The sequence below is a fragment of the Kibdelosporangium philippinense genome (assembly GCF_021390435.2).
GTDB lineage: Bacteria > Actinomycetota > Actinomycetes > Mycobacteriales > Pseudonocardiaceae > Kibdelosporangium > Kibdelosporangium philippinense.
The window spans coordinates 1,869,598-1,889,052 of the sequence record NZ_JAJVCN010000004.1; the positions used below are offsets into that span (position 1 = coordinate 1,869,598).

Below are 19,455 nucleotides of genomic sequence, written 5' to 3' on the forward strand. Positions count from 1 at the left end.
ACCGTTCCTGAAGGCCGTGTCCACCGCTGCGTGCGACCGTGTCCACCATTCCGACACATCGAAATACACATTCCGACATCGTGAGATTCCCGGCCACCGCCTGGCGGGGATTTCATGGTGCCGGAACGGTGGACACGGTGTGTCGGAGTGGTGGACACGGTGTGCTGGAACGGTGGACACGGCGTTCAGCGGGCTGTGGCCTCCTGGATGTAGCGGATGGCTGTCTCCTCGTCGGTCAGCCATCCCGTGTAGTCGCGGGGGTCGTTGAACAACTCGGCGAACCGATGCGCGACCTCGGGGACCTGCTGTGCCGTCGCCAAAGTAGCGAGCACATGGTCCGGTGGAGGCAACAGCAGATCGTTGGAGAACCGGGTCGCGTGCTGCCCGATCTCCCAGAACCGCTGAAACCCAAGCCGCATGAACTCCTCATCGAACGGCCGGTCGCCCTGCTCCAGAATCGTCTGCTGGTACGCGGCAGCACAGTGAGCAGCCATGTTCGCCCCCTGACCCGCGATCGGGTCGTTGGTCACCGCGGTATCGCCCATAGCCAGCACCTTGGCCCCAGAATCAAGTGTGCCAACGGGATCCCGCACGACCGGAGCAATCCGTCCTTTGAGGAAATCAAGCGGCCCACCAGGTTCAGCGTCCACGAGAAGCGAAGCCAGCCACGGGAAATGCCGCTCCAAGGCCTTCGAGGCTCGCTCGAAGAAGTCCTCGGAATTGGCGACATCATCCCAACAGTCCAACGGCCCACCGGGAATCCCGGAGAAGTAGATGCCACACCTGGGTCCGTCCACACTCAACAGTGGAAGCGAGAAGAACTCACCCTCCGGGCCTAGCGCGAAGTTGACGCCCTGATACTCCGTGCCCTTGGTCTTCACGTACAGCAAGGAGATCCCGCGCTGCGCCTCGCTGAAAGGCGACAACGCCGAATCGCGTGCGAACAGCTGAGCGAACTGCGGCCCCCGGCCCGCAGCGACGAGAACGAGCGAGAACTCCCGTGCCAACTCCTCCAAATCCGCCGGGCCGACGCGCTGAAGCCGGATCTCCCCGCCACGCTTGGCAAACTCGGTAAGCCAGTCGGACATCTTGAGTCGCTGGTCAACGGACTGTCCCGGATTGTCCAAAGGCGATTCCCACGAGATGCCCGCGGTCGCCCGAAACGCGATCCCGTCGACGGTCGGTGCCCGATCGTCCCAGAAGTTCAGCCCCTGCTGCCGTTCGAACCGCAGTGCCTTGTCGAACATGCACTGGTTCGACAAGATCCGGCCCGTCCTGATCGTGTCCGCGTCCCGCTCGGTCACAACCGTGATCTGATATCCGTGCTGCTGGAGCCCCAACGCAAGCAACATTCCCGCTTGGCCGGCCCCCACGATGACTATTCGGCGCATAACCGTTCGTACCCCACCAGCACGCGGGATCGCCACCCTGACCGAGCGACCTTATGGGCAGCTTTGCCGTGCTACCAGGAAGTTGTGGCCATTGTGGCTTTCTGCGCGTCGGCGACGAGCTTGTTTCGGACTTCCTCCAGCATTTCCGGGCTGACCTTGCTTGGATGCCCTGCGTCGTACGGCGGCTGCGGGTCGTACTCGATCTCCAACTGGGAACGTTCGGCCTGTTCCGGCCCGCAGATCTCGCCGACGAGCCACAACGCCAAGTCGATTCCCGCTGACACCCCGGCGGCGGTCACGATCTTGCCCGCGTGCACGATTCGCTTGTCCGGCTGAGGAATCGCGCCCATCGAACCCAGGACGTCCTGGCAAACCCAGTGAGTCGTTGCCGGAAGGCCCTTCAACAGCCCGGCCATCGCCAGGATCAGCGCACCGGAACACACCGAGGTCGTCCACGCGGTCGTCGGGTGCACGGCCTGCAGCCACGTGATCAGCGCCTTGTCGTTCATCGCGCCGACCGTGCCGTTGGAGCCGCCGGGCACAAGCACGATGTCGGGCGACGGGGTTTCGTCGAACGAATGTGTGGCGCCGAGGACAAGGACGCCGCTGTCCGTGACGACCTTGCCGGGAGCCTCAGCGACAAACCGGATCTCCGAGTCCGGCATCGAGCGGAGAAGTTCATACGGCCCGATCGCGTCTAGGGCCGTCATTCCTGGGTAAACAACGATTGCGATCTGCATAACTTGACCGTATCGCCAACGAACGCACCTTTTCGGACACGTCGGCCACGGTTGCGGCCACATCGGATGCTGTAAGATATGAGGCGTCTGCAAATATTGCGCACGCCGCTAGCCCTGCTGAAAGGATCATCGTGCCGGACATCCCCACCATCAAGCTCAACAACGGCGTGGCCATGCCGCAGGTCGGCTTCGGCGTGTTCCAGGTCCCTCACACCGAGACCTTCGATGCGGTCACGTCCGCGCTCGACGCCGGATACCGCAGCATCGACACAGCCACCGCCTATGGCAACGAGGAGGCCGTCGGCAAGGCGATTGCTGGACTCCCGCGGGAACAACTGTTCATCACCACCAAACTGTGGAATGACGATCACGGTTACGACGAGACGCTGCGGGCGTTCGACAAGAGCCTTGCCCTGCTCGGCCTGGACTACCTGGACCTCTACCTGATCCACTGGCCGGCGCCGAAGCAGAACCGCTTCGTCGACAGCTGGAAAGCCCTGATCAGGCTGGCTGACGAGGGCCGCGTCAGCGCGATCGGCGTCTCCAACTTCCAGGCGCCGCACCTCGAGGAACTGATCAACGAGACCGGCCGCGTGCCCGCGGTCAACCAGGTCGAACTGCACCCCTACCTCCAGCAGACCGAGCTTCGTGAGGTGCACACCAAGCTCGGCATCGCGACCGAGGCGTGGAGCCCGCTTGCCAAGGGCGGCGACCTGTTGACGCATCCGACGGTCGTGGCGATCTCGAAGCGGCTCGACCGCTCGCCCGCCCAGGTCGTGCTGCGCTGGCACCTTCACCTCGGCAACGTGATCATCCCGAAGTCGGTGACCCCGAGCCGGATGAAGGAAAACCTGCGGATCTTCGACTTCGACCTGTCCAACGCGGACCTCACCGACCTGTCCACGTTGGACAAGGACGAGCGCACCGGCCCGCACCCGGACCATTTCGGCTGATCAGCCCTCGTGAGTGTTTTCGCCGGTTAGAACCGGCGAAAACACTCACGAGCTTTTCAGTCGGTGACCACGCGAAGTGTGACCGCTGACATGTCGGCCGTGATGTGCTCGATCGTGCCCTCACCCCGCGCCGAGGCGTATGCGCCGGTCCCGCCCACGATCGCCATCGGGTGTTTCACGCCGCCTTCAGGGACTTTCCACAGCTGCATGCTGCTCGCGTGCACTTCACCGGTCGGCAACCGGAAGATCGCCTTGGCGGACACCACGATCTTGGGCGGAATGTCCACAGTGACATCCACGACCATGCCGAAGAACGAGCCGTCGCCGATCGAAGCGCCGGTGGCATCCCGCAATGCCAGATAGATGATGAACGGCGCACCCAGCGGCGGGCTGAGCGGCAATGTGTTCTTGGCTCGCACCGCAGTGAATTCGACCACGGCCAGACCGGCACTCGTTGTCGCCGCAACGGTTCCCGCCGCGGCGAGGGGCATCCCGAGCATCGCGGCCCGGCGTGACAAGTCACCCATGAAAGACCTTCTTCCTCCGGTGCGCTCCCGACGCAGAACGCTAGAAGGAAGTGGTCACGTCCACAGTGGAGTTCACTCCTCGACCGGGTGGTTAGGCCAAACGAGAGTCAGACTCGGTCACGCGAAGTGAGTTTTCGGCCTCGGCTGGAGCACTCCGTCCACAAAGGTGTCGACCTTTTCGTTGTAGAACGCCACCATTCCGGCGATCTTCTGGCTTTCCGGCAGGGGAGTGTCGTAGTACCAGACGATGTCCTCGTGCAGCTTGTCCTCGACACGCACCGAGTAGTACGACGCCTCGCCCTTGTACGGGCAGGCCGTGTGCGTGGAACTCGGCTCAAGAAGATCTTGCCGGACCGCGGTTTTCGGCAGGTAGTAACGCGTCGGCAGGCTGGTCTCGAACAACATCCGAGCGTTGGCCGATTCCGCCACGGTCACACCGTCGATCTCGACGCGCACGTGCCGTGAGCTGCTGAGGACGTCGACCCGCTTGTACGGATCGCGAGGATGGACGTAGATTTCCTCGTCCTCTTCGAACCACGCGTCCATTGCGGCGAAGTCGAAACGGACCAGGTCACGCAGCTCTTCCAGCGGCGAGTCCAGATACACGCGAGCCGCGTCCACGGCCTCTTTGCCACCCGCTTTGACGGTGTACAAGGTCGCGTCGCCGCGTGAAGGGGAGTGGTCGGTGTTGCCCGAGGCGATGAGCTCGGCTTTCACGTCCGCACGCGGGATGTAATAGGCGGGATAGTACGGAATCTCCCATACATACACCGGCGTCAACGTGTCCGCGACCAGCACACCACCGAGGTAGACCCGGACACACCTGGTGCCCGGTTCGATCTTGACTCGTCCACGAGCTTCCATGCCCAGGTCAACCCCGGTGGTGGCGGGGAGATTCCGTTACGGCTCGATCGTTACCTTGATGGCCTCGCCGGTGCTGACCGTGTGGATCGCGTCGAGCACGCCATCCAGCGGCATCCGGTGGGTGATCAGGTCGTCGACCGGGACCGCGCCGGACGCGATCAGCTCAAGCGCTCGCTTGTTATGCGAGGGGCTTGAGCCGTTGGCGCCCACGATCGTCAGCTCGCGGTAGTGCACCAGGTTGGAGTCGCACGCGATGATCGGGTTGTCCTTGGGCAGGCCGCCGAAGAAGCTGATCCGGCCACGCCTCGCGGCCATCTTCAAGCCGTCTTCCTGGGCCTTGCCCGCGGCCGCTGCCGTGATGACGACGTCGACACCGCGCCCGTCGGTCAGCCGCAGCACTTCCTCGATCGGGTCCACGTCCGAAGAGCAGATCGCCGCGTCCGGTTTGACCAGCGCAGCCGCCATTTCCAAGCGCTGACGTGACAACTCGACCAGGTACACGGACTCGGCGCCACGAGCGCGAGCCAGCCGAACGTGCAGGCAGCCAATCGGGCCAGCACCGACCACGACAACTGTGTCACCTTCGCCGACGCGCGCCAGCTCCTGTCCGTTGAGGACACACGCAAACGGTTCCGCGACCGAGGCTTCCGCGTACGACAGCGAATCTGGGATCCGGTTCACACCGTCCACTTTGAGCACAGCATGCGGCACGATCATGTACTCGGCGAAGCCACCGTCGTAGTGGTAACCCATCGAGCGCTGGTTCGGGCAGATGGTCATCCAGCCGCGCTTGCAGTCCGGGCATTCGCCGCACGGAATCGCGGCGATCACCTGGACACGGTCGCCGGGCTGCCAACCGTCCACAGCAGAGCCGACCTCGACGATCTCGCCGGCGATCTCGTGGCCGATCACCCGTGGCGGATCGATGTGGTGATGCCCGTGCCGGAAGATCTTCAGGTCCGTTCCGCACGTGGAACAGTTGTGCACCTTCAGCTTCAGCTCGTCTGGGCCTGCCGATGGCTCGGGCGCCTCCTCGATACGGATGTCTCCCGGCGCGTAGAAGCGCGCGACCTTCACTGGTTCGTCTCCTCGTCGATCGACTGCAGCAGGCCCAGCACCGTCTCGGCGTCGGCTGCCTGCCGCAACTTGGCGGCGTTCTCGCTGTCCATCAGCACCATGGCCAGCGCGGACAGGATCCCGACCTGCTCTGATCCGTTGGCCGCGATGCCGATGCACATCTGGACGGTGTTGCCTGGGCCCCATTCCACGCCGTCGGGGAACTGCAGGACCACGAGCGTCGTGCGTTTCACGTACTGCCGTGACTGGTCTGTGCCATGGGGAATCGCGACGCCCTCGCCGATGAAGGTCGACAGCGATTCCTCACGTTCGTGCATCGCGGGCAGGTAGTCCGCCTCGACCGCACCGAGTTCGAGCAGGGCGCGACCGCACTGGTCGATCGCGTCCGCCCGGTCTTTCGCGGTACGGCCGAGGCGGATGCCTTCGGCCGTGAGCAGCGAGGTCCGCTCAGTCGGCAAGGGACCCACCGTCCCGGATCGCGGCCTCCACGCGGTCGAACACCGGGTCGCCGAGGAAGCTCTGGAACCCGAGAACGACCGTCTCGCCGGTGGTCTTACGTGCCCTGGCCAGCAGCGTTGTCTGGCACAGCACGACATCCGCGTCCTGCGGGATGTCGTTGACCGGCGTGTGGGTGACCGAGACCTTGTACGGCTTGAGCCGCTTGGCCAGCTGGGACGCGACCATCACGCTGCTGCCCATCCCGGCGTCGCAGGCGATGACGACCTTCTTGATCGCGGACCCTTCGATGCTGCTCATGTCAGGCTTTCCTTTCAGGACTTGACAGTCCCGCCGTTGGCGACTACCTGCTCACGTTCGGCCTTCCGCGCGTCCCTGCCGAACTTCAGCAAGATCGACGCGATGATGAACGACACCGCCGCGGAGATCACCACACCGGCGATGACCCCGAAGTAGCCACCCTTCGGCGTGACGGCGAGGACCGCGAAGATGCTGCCGGGAGACGGGGTCGCCGTCAGACCAGCACCCGTGATGCTGAAGACGAACACGCCTGCCGCGCCACCCGCGATAGCGGCGAGAATCAGCCGAGGCGCCGCGAGGATGTACGGGAAGTAGATCTCGTGGATCCCGCCGAGGAACTGGATCACGATCGCGCCTGGCGCGGTCGAGCGCATCGCCCGGACGCCGAACAGCATGATCGCGACCAGAATGCCGAGGCCAGGGCCCGGGTTGGGCTCGATGAGGAACTCGATCGCCTTACCGGTCTCGGCCGAGTGGGTGACACCGAGCGGCGACAACACGCCGTGGTTGATCGCGTTGTTGAGGAACAGCACCTTCGCCGGTTCCACGATGATCGACACCAGCGGCAGCAGATGCGCCTCGACCAGGAACTGGACGCCGTTGCCCAAGCCCTTGGTGATGCCCTCGACGACCGGGCCGATCGCGATCGAGCCGACGACAGCCATCGTGCCGCCGATGATGCCCGCGCTGAAGTTGTCCACGAGCATCTTGAAGCCCGCGCCGACCTTCTCGCCGACCGAGTTGTCCCACAGCTTCAGCAGGAACGCGGTGAGCGGGCCGATCAGCATGGCGCCGAGGAACATCGGGATGTCCGCGCCGACCGCGATACCGACGGTGGCCACGGCGCCGACCACGGCACCGCGCTGACCGTGCACGAGACGGCCGCCGGTGTAGCCGATCAGGATCGGCAGCAGCAGCATGATCATCGGCTCGACCAGCTGGTTGAGCTGTGCGTTCGGTGTCCAGCCGGTGGGGATGAACAGTGCGGTGATCAAGCCCCACGCGATGAAGGCGCCGATGTTGGGCATGACCATGCCGGCGAGATACCCGCCGAAGCGTTGCACCGAGGCGCGGAGCTGATGCGCCTTGCTTGGCGCGTCTTCTGTCTTTGTCATCGTCGACACTTCCCGTACTGGTTTCAGTTGTCCCCGCGTAGTTCCCGGCCTGCCTTGATCCGTGGATGCACCTCGACGAGGTGCGGCCGGAGGTCGTCCGGCCTCGGCATCGTGCTGCCCGGCAACGAAACCGCCGCCGCGCCCCATGCCACTGCGGACACCAGTGCCTGGCGTCCTTTTCCTCCTGCGGCGAGGAAACCGGCGAGCATCGCGTCACCGGCCCCCACCGAGCTTCGTGCGGTCACGACCGGTGCTTCGGCGTGCCATGTTTCCGTAGCGTCCACGAGCACCGCGCCGTCTTGGCCAAGACTGGCCAGAACTGCTTTCGCGCCAAGGGAACACAGTTCCCGTGCGGCCTCGATGACCTCGCCGATCGTGGCCAGTGGACGGTCGACGGCTTCTTCGAGCTCGTGGTGGTTCGGTTTGATCAACGTCGGGCCTGCGGCCAGGGCCGCGCGCAAGGCCGGTCCGCTCGTGTCGACGACGACCTGGGTGTCTTCGTCAGTGAGGCGGGTGATCAATCCTGCGTAGAAGTCGTCACGAACTCCTGGTGGGAGGCTGCCCGCAAGCACGACGTACGACGCGTTGTGGGACGCGTTGATGATCGCGTCCGCCAGCGCCGTGGTTTCCGGTTCGGTCAGCCGCGCGCCTGGTTCGTTCAGTTTGGTGACCGTCGCGTCCGGCTCGATCACGCTGACGTTCATCCGGACTGTGCCCAGCGTTGGCACCCGTACGACGTCGATGCTGTAGTCGGACAGCAGGCTGATCAGCTGTTCACCTTCGGCGCCACCGGCCGGGACGACCGCGCGGGCCTTGACCCCGTTGCACACCAACGCCCTGGCGACGTTGATCCCCTTGCCGCCCGGCTGGACGTGCACGGCGGTGGCCCGGTGCAGGCTGCCTCGCACGAGCGCGGCCACCTCGACCGTACGGTCGATGCTCGGGTTTGCCGTCACCGTGACGATCACGCTCGCTTCCACCTCCATGTGGTTCAACGCACATCCAACGTGGATTTAAGTGATTGTGCATGGATTCATGTTGGTTTGCAATACCTGGGCGTTGCTGGCACGCACGAATCAACATAAAGTCACACCATGTACGCGGAGGAACGGCAGCAAGTGACCCTCGACAGGGCCAGGGCGAAGGGGCGTGTCGACGTCGCCGCGCTGGCCGAGGAGTTCGACGTCACCACCGAGACGATCCGGCGTGACCTCACTGTCCTTGAACGCCACGGTGTGCTCCGCCGCGTGCACGGCGGTGCGATCCCGGTGGAACGGCTCGGCTTCGAGCCCGCCTTGTCGGTGCGTGAGACCGTGATGACCGAGGAGAAGAACCGGATCGCCAAGGCCGCTCTCGCCGAGTTGCCGGAGTCCGGCACGATCCTGTTGGATGCGGGCACGACCACCGCGCGGATGGCCGACGCGTTGCCAGTGGATCGTGAGCTGACCGTGGTCACGCACTCGGTGAACATCGCGCTGTCGTTGATCACGCGTCCCAACGTGACAGTGATGCTGGTCGGCGGCCGGTTGCGTAGCCGGACGCTGGCTTCTGTGGATGCTTGGGCCTTGCAGGCGCTGCGGGACACGTTCGTTGAGGTCGTTTTCATTGCCACGAACGGGGTTTCCGTCGACCGCGGGCTGACCACGCCCGATCCGGCCGAGGCGATGGTCAAGAAGGCCGCGATCGCCAGCGGCCGCCGGTGCGTCCTGCTCGCCGATCACACGAAGGTTGGCAACGACCACTTCTCCCGGTTCGCCGATCTGGGGGACATCGACACCTTTATTACTGACACCGGCATCGACGACTCGGTCGCCGACGAGATCTCGGCCGCTGGGCCACGGGTACTCCAAGCGTGACCACTTAAAACAAACTAAACCAACACGAAACCCTTGCTTAACCACATCGGGCGTGGTTACCGTGGGCTTCTTCTGCGATGGAGGAGAACCATGGCGACCAAGCGAGTGAAGATCGCGTCCACCGTGGGCCTGCACGCCCGGCCCGCCGGCCTGTTCGCCCAGGCCGCCGCCCGTCAGCCGGTGCCGGTGCTGATCGGTCGGCCCGGCCAGAAAGGTGTTGCGGCGTCGAGCATTCTGGCCGTGATGGCGCTGGGCGTGAAGTTCGAGGAAGAGGTCGAACTGTCCGCTGAGGGCGACGGCGCCGAGGCGGCGTTGGAGGAGCTGGCCTCGCTGCTGGCGCAGGACCTGGACGCGACACCAGCTACCTGATTTTGCCTCGCCCCTGTGGACAAACTGACACTGCAATATTGACAGTGTCAGAACCGAGTGACAGTATTGCAGTGTGAGCGAGCTGTGGACGATCGAACAGCTCCCGGACCAAGTAGCCGAACTGCTGGCTGATGATTACAACGGCCAGAGCAGCGGACGGGTCCGGGAGTTGCCCGACCGTCGAACGATCCGGTGGTACACCACGATCGGCCTGGTAGACAGGCCGGCGGCGACGCGTGGGCGAACGGTGCTGTACGGGCGCCGCCAGCTTTTACAGATCGTCGCGGTCAAGAAACTGCAGGCCACGGGCAACACCCTGGCGAAAATCCAGGAGTTGCTGCTCGGCGTGACCGACGAACGGCTGTCCGAACTGGCCGGGGTCGCGCACGTGGACATGGTGCAGCCGCAGGCCGAGATCGAGACAACCCCACAGTTCTGGAAAGGGCATGCACACGGCCGTCTGGTGTCTCCGCACGACGACGCGCCCGATGCTGCCGGGAACACTGCAAGAAGTGGCGACACTGTAACGAAGACGGTCCACGGAGTCCGCCTTGCTGACAGTGTCACGGTCTTACTGGATGCTGCGGATCGTGCGCCCGACGCGGACGACCTCGCGGCCATCGAGGCGGCCGCCGCACCGTTGCTCGAAGTGCTCGGCCGCCTAGGCCTGGCGCCGACCACTGGAGGGGAAAACGCATGAGCACGCAGGTCGACCTGATCGCGAGCGACGCACCTGGACGCCCAACGGAGGACGACGGCGTCGGCTGTCTGCACACATCGCGCGGCAACCTGCCGCTCGAATTGATCGACGTCCACGCGGCGATCACCGGCCTGGCAACAAGTATCGAAGTCACACAAGGCTTCCATAATCCGTACGACGAACCGCTCGAAGCGACATACATATTCCCGTTACCGCCACGTGCCGCGGTCACCGCATTGCGGATGGAAGCCGACGGCCGCGTGATCGAGGGCGTGCTCAAGGAGCGCGGTGCCGCGCGGGAGAGCTATGACCAGGCGATCGCCGCAGGCCAACGCGCATCCATCGCCGAGGAGGAACGACCAGGCGTCTTCACCATGCGCGTCGGCAACATCATGCCCGGCGAGCGCGTGAGCGTAGACCTGACGCTGGCGTCCCAGCTGTCCTATGAGGACAACGAGGCGACGTTCCGGTTTCCACTCGTCGTCGCGCCGCGCTACATCCCTGGCGCGCCGTTGGCTGGCGATCAGGTCGGCGACGGCGTGGCTCGTGACACGGACGCTGTCCCAGACGCGTCCCGGATCAGCCCGCCCGTGCTCCTGCCAGGGTTCCCAAATCCAGTCCAGCTGTCGGTAGTAGTCGACATCGACCCAGGATCCCTGCCACTGCAAGGTATCTCATCGAGCCTGCACGCACTGGCCACATCGGACGCGCCGAGCGGAACACAAGTCCGGCTCGACCCGGGGGAGCGCGCCGACCGTGACTTCATCCTGCGCCTGAACTACGGCACCGACGCGATCAGCACATCGCTTGCCGTAGTGCCAGACGATTCCGGCGGCACCTTCGCCCTCACGGTGCTGCCACCAACGGCCAAGGCCGCCGCGCGCCCACGTGACGTGGTGTTGGTGCTGGACCGCTCGGGTTCCATGGGCGGCTGGAAGATGGTCGCCGCCCGGCGTGCCGCTGCACGCATCGTGGACACGCTCAGCTCAGCCGACCGGTTCGCTGTACTCGCGTTCGACCACGAGGTGATTACGCCACCGACACTCTCGTCCTCGTTCGTGGAAGCCAATGACCGCAACCGCTTCCGTGCCGTCGAGTTCCTGTCCACCCTGGACGCCCGCGGCGGTACAGAGTTGCTGTACCCGCTGCGCACCGCGGCGTCCCTGTTGAGCGAATCACCAAACCGCGACCGAGTCCTGGTACTGGTGACCGACGGCCAAATCGGCAACGAAGACCAGCTACTCCGTGACCTGTCGCAATCCCTGGCAGGTGTCCGGGTGCACACAGTAGGCATCGACCGTGCGGTCAATGAGGCGTTCCTGCAGCGCTTGGCCGGATCCTCTGGCCGATACGAACTGGTCGAATCCGAAGACCGGCTGGACGACGCGATGCAGAACATCCACCGCCGCATCGGCGCGCCCGTAGCAGTCGGCCTGACCCTCAATTCGACGGACCTGGGCCTGGAACAAGACTCCATCGCCCCGCACCCGATCCCAGACCTGTTCGAAGGCGCGCCAATCGTGATCACCGGCCGCTTCACCGGTGCTGCCACCGGATCGGTCACGGTGATCAGTGCCGAGGGCTGGCGTGCCGACGTCGCCGCGACCCCTAGCGAGAACCCAAGCCTGGGTGCGTTGTGGGCCAGGACCCGAATCCGTGACTTGGAGGACCAGTACGTCGTTGGTTTCGGTGACCAAACATCGCTCGAAAACCAGATCGTCGTCGCATCACTGGCGTTCGGGGTGCTCTCCCGTTTCACGGCATTCGTGGCAGTCGACCAACGAGTTGTCAACGAAGGCGGTAAGACCCACAAGGTGACCCAACCCGTAGATCTGCCAAGCGGCTGGGAAATGACAGCACCGGCCGTACCAGCAGCCATGCCCGCATCTCGCGCCTACGGAACCGCCACATTCGCAGCCAGCCCAGCAATGCAAAGCTATGCAGGCGGCCCAGGTGCAGCCGTGAAGCTCGGCGGCCAAGCCTCTGCCCAAACCAGCAGCCTCACCTTCGGCGAGGGAGCACCGCCCCCACCAAGCCAACCGGGCAGTTTCCCCACCGCCCCACCGGCCCCGAAGAAACTGAGCCGACGCCGCGGCGGCGCCCAATCATTCGAAGACCCAGAGCCATTCGACAACAACCCAACCCCAGTCGACAACTCAACCCCGTCCGACAACCCAACCCCGGCCGACTCGACACCAATCCACAACCCGGCACCATTCGAAAACCCAGTGCCCCCAACGCCAGCAACCCTGGCCGACTTCGTCGCCGAACACCTGAAGTCCCTCCGAGCAGCCGAAAAGGAGCCTGCGGCAACAAAGGCAGCCATCCTCGCTGCCCTCGCCACAGCCATCCGCATCCGCGTACCCGCCTGGCAAGCAGCAAACGAACCAGCCGACGCCATCGCCACCCTCGCTGCCCTGGCGACCACTCTCGAAACGCCAGTGCCAACCGACGACGCAGCCATCGATGACCGCTGGACCAATACCGTCACCACCCTCGAATCCCTAGGCGGTGAAAAGCGAAAGGCCTTCTGGAAGCGATGACTACCCAAGGCTCGGCGTAGCGAGCCTCCGGGCCGGCTCTCGAAGCTAGGAAAACGACCGGCCCGGAAGCTGCTCGCACAGGTACTGTGCCGGCTCAGTCCCTGATCTTCATCACGTCCTTGGCGATGGCCAGTGTGTCGGCCTCGACCCGATCCACGGCGACCGGCGAGACACCGAAGAAACCGTTCGTGAAGCCGTAATAACCCACCTTGTACATCGTGTCGCCGCGCTGGATGTACAGGTCGATGTACGTTTTGTTGACGTACTCGCGTAGCGTGTAATACGACTTGTCGCCGATCGGCGGGCCAGGCTTCACCTGGCTCAACGTGTTCTCCCGCACGCGAGCCTCAAGCCATTGGTGGTTCGCGCTCATGTCCGTGTCGAGCTTGGTGACGGGCACGGACACGTTGCTCTCGGTCAGCCCGTCCGAGCCTTTGCGGGTGGTGTAGCCGCAGGCATAGGTGATGCCGTCGTAGAAGTCATTGGACGTGTTCACCGACACCTTGGCCGCGTCGAGAACCGGCTGGCTCACCGCGCACTCCGGCTGTGCCGTCTTGCCGTTCGCCTCAACACCCGCGTCCGTGGTCACCACGATGATCCGCCACCCGACGAGCCCGACAACCGCCAACACGACCAACGCGAGCGCGGTAATGCCGATGATCTTCGGCGCCTTGCTCTTCGGCTTCGGCGGACGCGGTGGATAGCCGGGCCCCGGCGGATATCCAGGACCAGGGTGATATCCGGGCCCTGGCGGTGGATACCCAGGCCCTGGTTGATATCCCGGTCCCGGCGGTGGTGCGTAACCAGATCCTGTGGGTTGTCCCGGTCCCGGCGGTGCATAACCAGGCCCAGTCGGTTGTCCCGGCCCTGGCGGTGGATAGCCGGGCGGTGGTGGATAGCCGCCCTGCTGCCCGCCCTGGTGTTGTGGTGGATGTGGCTGCTGTGGCCAGCCTGGTGGTGTCGACACGTCCCCCGCCTCCCCGTTACCGAGGTGGATAGTACGCAGGCAGGCGGCGATATCGGGCGGGAACCAGCGGATGGCCTGAGCAGGCTGCCTCTGGCTCAGTTAATCGCCTACCTGCCATCGAACGCTGACTCAACTGTCCGCGCTGAGGACCTCAAGCGGCAGCCCCTGACCAAGTCCCCAGGCTTCCACGAACCGCCCGTCCGCCACCCGGAAAATCTCAATCAGCATCGGCTGAACCCCATCATCCGGAACCGGAATCCCCGCAACAGCAGACCGAACCGCGACCCTGTCCGCATCCACCAGGATGTCCTCGGCGACCAGACGGTAGTCGGGGAAATGGGAGATGAGAGTGCGCCAGGCATGCTTGCCTGCCTCAAACCCCGTAGTCCCAAGAGGATGACTGAAGAAATCGGGTGCGAACAGCTCATTCTCGATGGGTTACGGCCACAGCGTCGTTGAACCCGATGCAGGTTTGTGGTTACAGTCCCACCACCACGAGAAACGAACTATTTCCGAACCTGGTTCCTAATTAACCGGTGGTGCGGATGGGCATCGTGATCGGCCTGGTGATGCATGCCAGGGGCAGCAAGACGTTCCGGGAAGCGGCGAGCACTCTTTCCGGCGTCACGCTCGAATGGGTGACCTACGAGTACGAGCGCGAAATCCGGGCGGGCGTCGAGCGGCTGCTGGCGGACAAGCGGGTTGACGGGGTGCTGCTCGGGCTCGTCCCGTATACCGCGTGCCGTGACCTGCTGCCCGCAGATCTGCAGGTCACGGTCACCAAACCGGCCTCGCTCGACCTTGCCCTGATACTCAGCAGGGCCGCGGGGCGGGGATGGCCGATGACGCCGGTCAGTATCGACACGTTCGAGCAGAGCATCGTCGACGAGGTTGCTGGGGCGCTTGATCTCGACGGGACCCAGATCGCCACCCTGCCGTATTCACCGGACCAGTCAGCCACGGAGATCCTTCAGTTCCACCGCGACCATCCCGACTGCTACGTGATCACCATGCGCACCGCCGTCGCGCGTGAGCTCACCGGTCGGGTGATGACCGCGGAGAAGGTCGTGTCGGCTGTCCGGGCTGAACTGCATGAGCTGGCGTTGCGCATCGAGTCCGAACGGGCCAGCGCGCAACGGTTCGCGGCCGGTGTCTTCTTCGTGTCCAAACAGGATGGCGGGGTTGACCTGGACAAGGCCCGAGTCCGGCTGATGAACCTGCTCGTCGAGACGCCCGAGTTCGGCGACGCTTGGATCGAGAATCGCGGCAGGCGTGGCGTTGTGGTGTTCGCGCACAAGGTGTTGTTCGAACGGATCACCGGCAATTGGGTGTCGGTGCCTGCGTTGGCGCAGGCTGAGGCGTCCATCGGGCTACGGGTGGTCGCCGGGTTTGGTGTCGGCGCCTCGGCTCGCAACTGTGTGCTGCTGGCGGAGCGGGCTGCGGCGCGTGCCGACCAGGAAGCGTTGCCGTGCGGCTACTTGATCGAGGACAACGGGCTGATGATCGGCCCGATGAGCGCGGCGCAGCCGTCGTTGAGTTTCGCCTATCGGGGCCATCCCAGCGAACTCGAAGCTGTCGCGCGGGACGCGGGGCTCTCCGCAGTCACGGTGGCACGGCTCGCGGCGCTGGAACGCAGCCTGCGCGGCCAGCCCATCGCACCGAGCGATCTGGCCGACTCACTGGGCATCACCGACCCCAGCGGCCGTCGGCTGATCCGCAAGCTTGTGGCAAGCGGCCTGGTCAGGCCGGACGGAACCAGCCAGACACACCGAAAGGGGCGACCGACCCGGCTGTACCAGCTTTCGATCGACAACGCTGTCGACGCCAGGAGGGGCACGGTATGACAATTGCCCGTCGAACGCTGCTCGGTTCCGCGGTGGCTCTGCCGCTGTTATCGGCGTGCGGCGCCGGTGCGAGGGGGACCGGCGCCGTGCGCTTTGAAGGCTGGGACTATGAATCTCAGTTGGTGCAACAGAATCTGGATCGGTTCACGGCGACGAACGCCGACATCAAGGTTGAGTACACGCCGATCACCAGCGCGCAGTACGTCCGCAAGGTCGTCGCCGAATTCACCGGCAACAACGGCCCGGACGCGCTGTACTGCTACGACGACTCCCTGGCGAGCTGGGTGCAGGCGGGGTATCTGCAACCACTCGACGGCCTGCCTGGCGTTGACGAGATCTACCAGGGGATTTATGCATCCAACGCGCAAGCCATGACGTTCCAGGGGAAACGCTACGGTTTGCCGTACTACACCGACTGCCAGGCGTTGATCTACAACGCGGCCATGCTCGACAAGGCAGGCATCACAACTCCGCCAACGACCCTGGACGAACTCGAACAGCAGGCACTGAAACTCAAGAACGCAGGCGTTCTGCAGCATCCGATCGGCTTCGCGGCCCAGCTGTCGGACGCCTGGGCAGGCTGGATCTGGGGCCTGGTCTACGGCAGTGGCGGCGCGATGTTCACCGACAACTTCACACCGTCGATGGCCACCGCCCAGAAGGTCTTCGACTGGGTCCACAAAGCCGCCACCACCAGCAAAATCATCGACCCGGCAGGCCTGCAACTGACGCCGGTTCCGTTGGACAACGCGATGATGGCGGGCCAATACGCGTTCACGATCGGCTCCCGCTACGCACTGAGAACCTACAACGACCCGGCGAAGTCCAAACAAGCAGGCAAGATGAAGCTCGCGGCGATCCCCAGCATCGACGGCACGACAAAAGGCACAGTCAGCAGCACGCGGATGTATTGCCTGTCAGCCAAAACAAGCGTCAAAGATCACGCGGTGAGGCTACTGAACTACCTCGGCGGCCCGGAAACCGCGCGGTTCTGGTTCATGCAACGCGGCCTTGGCTTCGCGTTCAAGGAAATGGCCGTCGACGCGGAAATCAAAGCAACACTGGCGAAGTTCGCCGAACCAGACGTCTACACCGGACTAGCCGAGAACGCCAAAGCACGCAATGTCCTTGGCGCGCCTTGGTATAGCGAGTTCGAGGCGGCGCTGCAGAAGAGCGTCCAGCAGCTGCTGACCAACCAGGCAGACGGCGCGGCAGTGGCCGCGAGCCTGGCCGAAACCGCGACCTCGCTGGCGAAGAAGTACTCGTGACGTCAGCGCCGGGCAACCATGTTGAGGAACAACGGCATGCGGCTCCACGCGCTGTCCGGATTCGGGTTGGTCGGCTCACGCAACCTCGTGATGGCAAACCCAGCGTCCGCAAGCGCTTCGGTGTACTCCTGCAGCGGCCGGTGTGCATTGTGGAACGTCATGCTCAACTCCTCCTTGTCGATCACGAACACCTCGTTTCGCTGCTCGTAGTACGGCTTGGAGATCACGAACGGCCGATCCACCTCCTCGCCTTCGACGAATTCGCCCGCGGTGTTCATCGGGTGAACGATCGCAAGCACCAAATGCCCACCAGGAGCCAGAATCCGCGCGATCTCACGCACGGACTCCCGCATCAAATCGATGTCGTGCAAGCTCATGAACGCGACCGCGCAGTCGGCGCTGCCGGTGGCGAACGGAAGCGCCGTCGCATCCGCCACGACTACCTGCGATTGCTCGCCTGCTGCGCGCGCCATCGTCAACGAGCGGTCGATTCCCACCACTCGGTGGCCGAGTTCTTGCAGGTCACGGGTCACGCGCCCTTCGCCGCAGCCGATATCGACGGTCAGCCTGCCCGGCGGCGGGATCAGCGGAAGAAACGCGGCCCTGTGGTGCTGCCAATAGGAATCAAGGCCAGACGCCCGAGACCACTTGATCCAATCCGAAGCGTGGTTGTCCCAGCCTTCGTGCAGTTTCATTCCATCCCCCTGGGGTCACCGTGCGGCAGTTGAGTGACAACGCGCGCGGTTACGCGATGAACGCGCCTGCGCTGATTGCGATCCTACTGCTTGTGGCATACCCGATCGGCTACTCCTTCTGGGTCAGCCTGCACCGCGACAACCTCGCACAACCCGCGGCCCGCAAGCTGATCGGCCTGGACAATTATCTGTCCCTTGTGGACGACCCGGCATTCCTGGCCTCGCTCCGGGTTTCAGCGCTGTTTGTGCTGGTCGTTGTCGGTGTCACGGTCGTCATGGGACTCGTGCTTGCCTTGGTGCTGAACGAGACGTTCATGGGCAGGGGAGTGCTGCGCAGCCTCGTTCTGCTGCCGTGGGCGATGCCGGGAGTGGTCAACGGACTGATGTGGCGGACCGTCTTCGACGCCAAAACCGGTGCACTGAACGGACTGTTAACCGACCTCGGGCTGATCGACTCTTACCAGGCCTGGCTGGCGTCCGATACTGGCGCCTTCTTCTTCACGGCGTTCGCGCAGGTGTGGAACACACTGCCGTTCGCGGTGATCATCTTGCTAGCCGGGCTGTCAACCATCCCGGGCGAGCTGTACGACGCGGCCAAGGTCGACAGAGCCGGTGTGTTCCAACGATTCCGCCAGGTCACGCTGCCCTGGCTGCTGCATCCGCTGTTGATCGTGCTGATCTTGGAGACGATGAACGCCTTCCGTGCGTTCGACACCATCTACGTCCTGACCGGCGGCGGTCCGGGCGATGCGACGACCACGGTCGCGTTGCTGAGCGTGCAACGCGTGCTCACGTACACGGATGTCGGCCTGGGCAGCGCTTATGCCTGGGTGATCACGCTCATCACGTTGATCATCTCGGTGGCCTATGTCGGGCTGCTCTACCGGAGGGGAGTTTCGAGGTATGACGACAGTTCCCCTCCGGTGCCGGATTCCGTGGAAGAAGATCGTGGTCTACGCGGCGGCCGTGCTCTTCGCGTTGTACCTCGTCCTGCCGTTCTACTGGATCGTCGCGATGAGCTTCATGCCCGAAGTCGACGCGAACTCGGTGCCTCCACAGTGGATTCCCGAGCGTCCGACATTGGAGAACTATGGCGCCTTCGTTGATCCGACGGGTGCGCAGGCGATGGTCGGGTCCCGTGCCATCCAGGAAACGCCGTTCGCGTTGGGCAACAGCTTGCTTGTCGCGTCGATGACGGCCTTGCTGAACCTGCTGCTTGGAGTTTTCGCGGCCTACTCGTTCTCCCGGATCCGCTTCCGGGGCAGTCAGGTGCTGCTGATGGTGTACCTGCTGACCAGGATGGTGCCCGGCATCGTCATCATCATCCCGTTCTACCTGCTGATGCGGGAATTGGACCTGCTGGACACGTATTGGGCGCTGATCCTGTCGTACACCACCTTCGCATTGCCGGTGACGATCTGGGTTCTCAAGGACTTTTTCCGTGCTGTGCCAAGAGAACTGGAAGACGCGGCCCGAGTGGACCGGTGCGGCTGGTTTCGTACGATGTGGTCGGTGGTGTTGCCGATCTCCGCGCCAGGACTCGTTGCCGCGGCGGTGTTCTCGTTCATGACCGCGTGGAACGAGTTCATGTTCGCGTTGTTTCTGACCAGTACGATCGCGTCCAAGACCATGCCGGTGATCGCGGCCAACTTCGCGACGGACATCAATACGCAGTTCACGGTCATGGCGGCATCGGGTGTGCTGGCGGTGCTACCGCCGTTGGTGCTGGTGCTGATTTTCCAGCGGCTGATCGTGCAAGGTATGGCTGCCGGATCGGTGAAGGGGTAGAC

At 64.1% G+C, this 19,455-nt stretch carries 21 protein-coding genes; 9 read left to right on the top strand and 12 right to left on the bottom strand.

Annotated elements, in window-relative coordinates; all coding sequences use genetic code 11:
* Window positions 1–185 precede the first annotated feature (185 nt).
* Complete coding sequence (locus LWC34_RS51725) at window positions 186–1,373, bottom strand: styrene monooxygenase/indole monooxygenase family protein (RefSeq protein ID WP_233733613.1); 1,188 nt, start codon at window positions 1,371–1,373, stop codon at window positions 186–188.
* A gap of 89 nt (window positions 1,374–1,462) precedes the next feature.
* Entirely contained in the window at window positions 1,463–2,131 is a 669-nt protein-coding gene (locus tag LWC34_RS51730) for a DJ-1/PfpI family protein (RefSeq protein WP_233733615.1), read from the bottom strand.
* 131 nt (window positions 2,132–2,262) lie between these two features.
* On the opposite strand from LWC34_RS51730, the gene LWC34_RS51735 reads away from it, so the two are divergent.
* On the top strand, window positions 2,263–3,084 hold the full coding sequence (locus LWC34_RS51735) for an aldo/keto reductase (protein WP_308200282.1): 822 nt from the start codon (window positions 2,263–2,265) through the stop codon (window positions 3,082–3,084).
* Window positions 3,085–3,140: 56 nt separating this feature from the next.
* Here LWC34_RS51735 and LWC34_RS51740 read toward each other — a convergent pair whose 3' ends face one another.
* From LWC34_RS51740 to pfkB, 7 genes are all read right to left on the bottom strand, one after another.
* Entirely contained in the window at window positions 3,141–3,611 is a 471-nt protein-coding gene (locus LWC34_RS51740; RefSeq protein ID WP_233733617.1) for a hypothetical protein, read from the bottom strand.
* Window positions 3,612–3,728: 117 nt separating this feature from the next.
* On the bottom strand, window positions 3,729–4,481 hold the full coding sequence (locus LWC34_RS51745; protein WP_233734184.1) for a DUF427 domain-containing protein: 753 nt from the start codon (window positions 4,479–4,481) through the stop codon (window positions 3,729–3,731).
* Between the two features lie 30 nt (window positions 4,482–4,511).
* Window positions 4,512–5,552: a zinc-dependent dehydrogenase gene (locus tag LWC34_RS51750; RefSeq protein ID WP_233733619.1), complete on the bottom strand. Its 1,041-nt coding sequence runs from the start codon at window positions 5,550–5,552 to the stop codon at window positions 4,512–4,514.
* On the bottom strand, window positions 5,549–6,010 hold the full coding sequence (locus LWC34_RS51755) for a PTS mannitol transporter subunit IIA (RefSeq protein WP_233733621.1): 462 nt from the start codon (window positions 6,008–6,010) through the stop codon (window positions 5,549–5,551). The genes LWC34_RS51750 and LWC34_RS51755 overlap by 4 nt, the downstream gene beginning before the upstream one ends.
* Window positions 6,000–6,308 (bottom strand): PTS lactose transporter subunit IIB, encoded by a 309-nt coding sequence (locus LWC34_RS51760; RefSeq protein WP_037272365.1) that lies wholly within the window; start codon window positions 6,306–6,308, stop codon window positions 6,000–6,002. The genes LWC34_RS51755 and LWC34_RS51760 overlap by 11 nt, the downstream gene beginning before the upstream one ends.
* Before the next feature lie 14 nt (window positions 6,309–6,322).
* The gene (mtlA, locus tag LWC34_RS51765; protein WP_284051909.1) at window positions 6,323–7,423 is read right to left on the bottom strand and encodes a mannitol-specific PTS transporter subunit IIC; all 1,101 of its coding nucleotides are present in this window, start codon (window positions 7,421–7,423) and stop codon (window positions 6,323–6,325) included.
* 23 nt (window positions 7,424–7,446) lie between these two features.
* On the bottom strand, window positions 7,447–8,409 hold the full coding sequence (gene pfkB, locus LWC34_RS51770) for a 1-phosphofructokinase (protein ID WP_235730969.1): 963 nt from the start codon (window positions 8,407–8,409) through the stop codon (window positions 7,447–7,449).
* A gap of 108 nt (window positions 8,410–8,517) precedes the next feature.
* Between pfkB and LWC34_RS51775 the strand changes: the two genes are divergently transcribed.
* The 4 genes from LWC34_RS51775 to LWC34_RS51790 all read left to right on the top strand — a co-directional run bounded on the left by LWC34_RS51775 (window position 8,518) and on the right by LWC34_RS51790 (window position 12,891).
* Entirely contained in the window at window positions 8,518–9,279 is a 762-nt protein-coding gene (locus LWC34_RS51775; protein ID WP_233733623.1) for a DeoR/GlpR family DNA-binding transcription regulator, read from the top strand.
* Window positions 9,280–9,369: 90 nt separating this feature from the next.
* Complete coding sequence (locus LWC34_RS51780; RefSeq protein WP_233733625.1) at window positions 9,370–9,648, top strand: HPr family phosphocarrier protein; 279 nt, start codon at window positions 9,370–9,372, stop codon at window positions 9,646–9,648.
* A gap of 73 nt (window positions 9,649–9,721) precedes the next feature.
* Window positions 9,722–10,348 carry a helix-turn-helix domain-containing protein gene (locus LWC34_RS51785; RefSeq protein ID WP_233733627.1) on the top strand — a complete coding sequence of 209 codons (627 nt, stop codon included), beginning with the start codon at window positions 9,722–9,724 and terminating at the stop codon, window positions 10,346–10,348.
* Window positions 10,345–12,891, top strand: coding sequence for a VIT domain-containing protein (locus LWC34_RS51790; RefSeq protein WP_233733629.1), 2,547 nt, complete (start codon window positions 10,345–10,347; stop codon window positions 12,889–12,891). Before LWC34_RS51785 ends, LWC34_RS51790 begins: the two co-directional genes overlap by 4 nt.
* Before the next feature lie 94 nt (window positions 12,892–12,985).
* On the opposite strand, the gene LWC34_RS51795 is transcribed toward LWC34_RS51790, so the two are convergent.
* Window positions 12,986–13,858 (bottom strand): hypothetical protein, encoded by an 873-nt coding sequence (locus tag LWC34_RS51795; RefSeq protein WP_233733631.1) that lies wholly within the window; start codon window positions 13,856–13,858, stop codon window positions 12,986–12,988.
* A 129-nt stretch (window positions 13,859–13,987) separates the two neighbouring features.
* Entirely contained in the window at window positions 13,988–14,293 is a 306-nt protein-coding gene (locus LWC34_RS51800; RefSeq protein ID WP_308200302.1) for a nuclear transport factor 2 family protein, read from the bottom strand.
* 110 nt (window positions 14,294–14,403) lie between these two features.
* Here LWC34_RS51800 and LWC34_RS51805 point away from each other — a divergent pair, with 110 nt between their 5' ends.
* Entirely contained in the window at window positions 14,404–15,702 is a 1,299-nt protein-coding gene (locus LWC34_RS51805) for a helix-turn-helix domain-containing protein (RefSeq protein ID WP_233733633.1), read from the top strand.
* Window positions 15,699–16,970 carry an ABC transporter substrate-binding protein gene (locus tag LWC34_RS51810; RefSeq protein WP_233733635.1) on the top strand — a complete coding sequence of 424 codons (1,272 nt, stop codon included), beginning with the start codon at window positions 15,699–15,701 and terminating at the stop codon, window positions 16,968–16,970. The genes LWC34_RS51805 and LWC34_RS51810 overlap by 4 nt, the downstream gene beginning before the upstream one ends.
* Window positions 16,971–16,972: 2 nt before the next feature.
* On the opposite strand, the gene LWC34_RS51815 is transcribed toward LWC34_RS51810, so the two are convergent.
* Window positions 16,973–17,665 carry a class I SAM-dependent methyltransferase gene (locus tag LWC34_RS51815; RefSeq protein ID WP_233733637.1) on the bottom strand — a complete coding sequence of 231 codons (693 nt, stop codon included), beginning with the start codon at window positions 17,663–17,665 and terminating at the stop codon, window positions 16,973–16,975.
* Window positions 17,666–17,694: 29 nt separating this feature from the next.
* Here LWC34_RS51815 and LWC34_RS51820 point away from each other — a divergent pair, with 29 nt between their 5' ends.
* Both LWC34_RS51820 and LWC34_RS51825 read left to right on the top strand, forming a co-directional pair.
* Window positions 17,695–18,771, top strand: coding sequence for a carbohydrate ABC transporter permease (locus tag LWC34_RS51820; protein ID WP_233733639.1), 1,077 nt, complete (start codon window positions 17,695–17,697; stop codon window positions 18,769–18,771).
* Window positions 18,689–19,453 carry a carbohydrate ABC transporter permease gene (locus LWC34_RS51825; protein WP_233733640.1) on the top strand — a complete coding sequence of 255 codons (765 nt, stop codon included), beginning with the start codon at window positions 18,689–18,691 and terminating at the stop codon, window positions 19,451–19,453. Before LWC34_RS51820 ends, LWC34_RS51825 begins: the two co-directional genes overlap by 83 nt.
* Window positions 19,454–19,455: the final 2 nt, after the last annotated feature.

Excerpts from the sequence above, each read along its gene's own strand:
- LWC34_RS51730 (WP_233733615.1), bottom strand. The coding sequence starts at position 2,131 with ATGCAGATCGCAATCGTTGTTTACCCAGGAATGACGGCCCTAGACGCG.
- LWC34_RS51740 (WP_233733617.1), bottom strand. The coding sequence starts at position 3,611 with ATGGGTGACTTGTCACGCCGGGCCGCGATGCTCGGGATGCCCCTCGCC.
- LWC34_RS51760 (WP_037272365.1), bottom strand. The coding sequence starts at position 6,308 with ATGAGCAGCATCGAAGGGTCCGCGATCAAGAAGGTCGTCATCGCCTGC.
- mtlA (WP_284051909.1), bottom strand. The coding sequence starts at position 7,423 with ATGACAAAGACAGAAGACGCGCCAAGCAAGGCGCATCAGCTCCGCGCC.
- pfkB (WP_235730969.1), bottom strand. The coding sequence starts at position 8,409 with ATGGAGGTGGAAGCGAGCGTGATCGTCACGGTGACGGCAAACCCGAGC.
- LWC34_RS51775 (WP_233733623.1), top strand. The coding sequence starts at position 8,518 with ATGTACGCGGAGGAACGGCAGCAAGTGACCCTCGACAGGGCCAGGGCG.
- LWC34_RS51780 (WP_233733625.1), top strand. The coding sequence starts at position 9,370 with ATGGCGACCAAGCGAGTGAAGATCGCGTCCACCGTGGGCCTGCACGCC.
- LWC34_RS51790 (WP_233733629.1), top strand. The coding sequence starts at position 10,345 with ATGAGCACGCAGGTCGACCTGATCGCGAGCGACGCACCTGGACGCCCA.
- LWC34_RS51805 (WP_233733633.1), top strand. The coding sequence starts at position 14,404 with ATGGGCATCGTGATCGGCCTGGTGATGCATGCCAGGGGCAGCAAGACG.
- LWC34_RS51810 (WP_233733635.1), top strand. The coding sequence starts at position 15,699 with ATGACAATTGCCCGTCGAACGCTGCTCGGTTCCGCGGTGGCTCTGCCG.
- LWC34_RS51815 (WP_233733637.1), bottom strand. The coding sequence starts at position 17,665 with ATGAAACTGCACGAAGGCTGGGACAACCACGCTTCGGATTGGATCAAG.
- LWC34_RS51825 (WP_233733640.1), top strand. The coding sequence starts at position 18,689 with ATGCCCGAAGTCGACGCGAACTCGGTGCCTCCACAGTGGATTCCCGAG.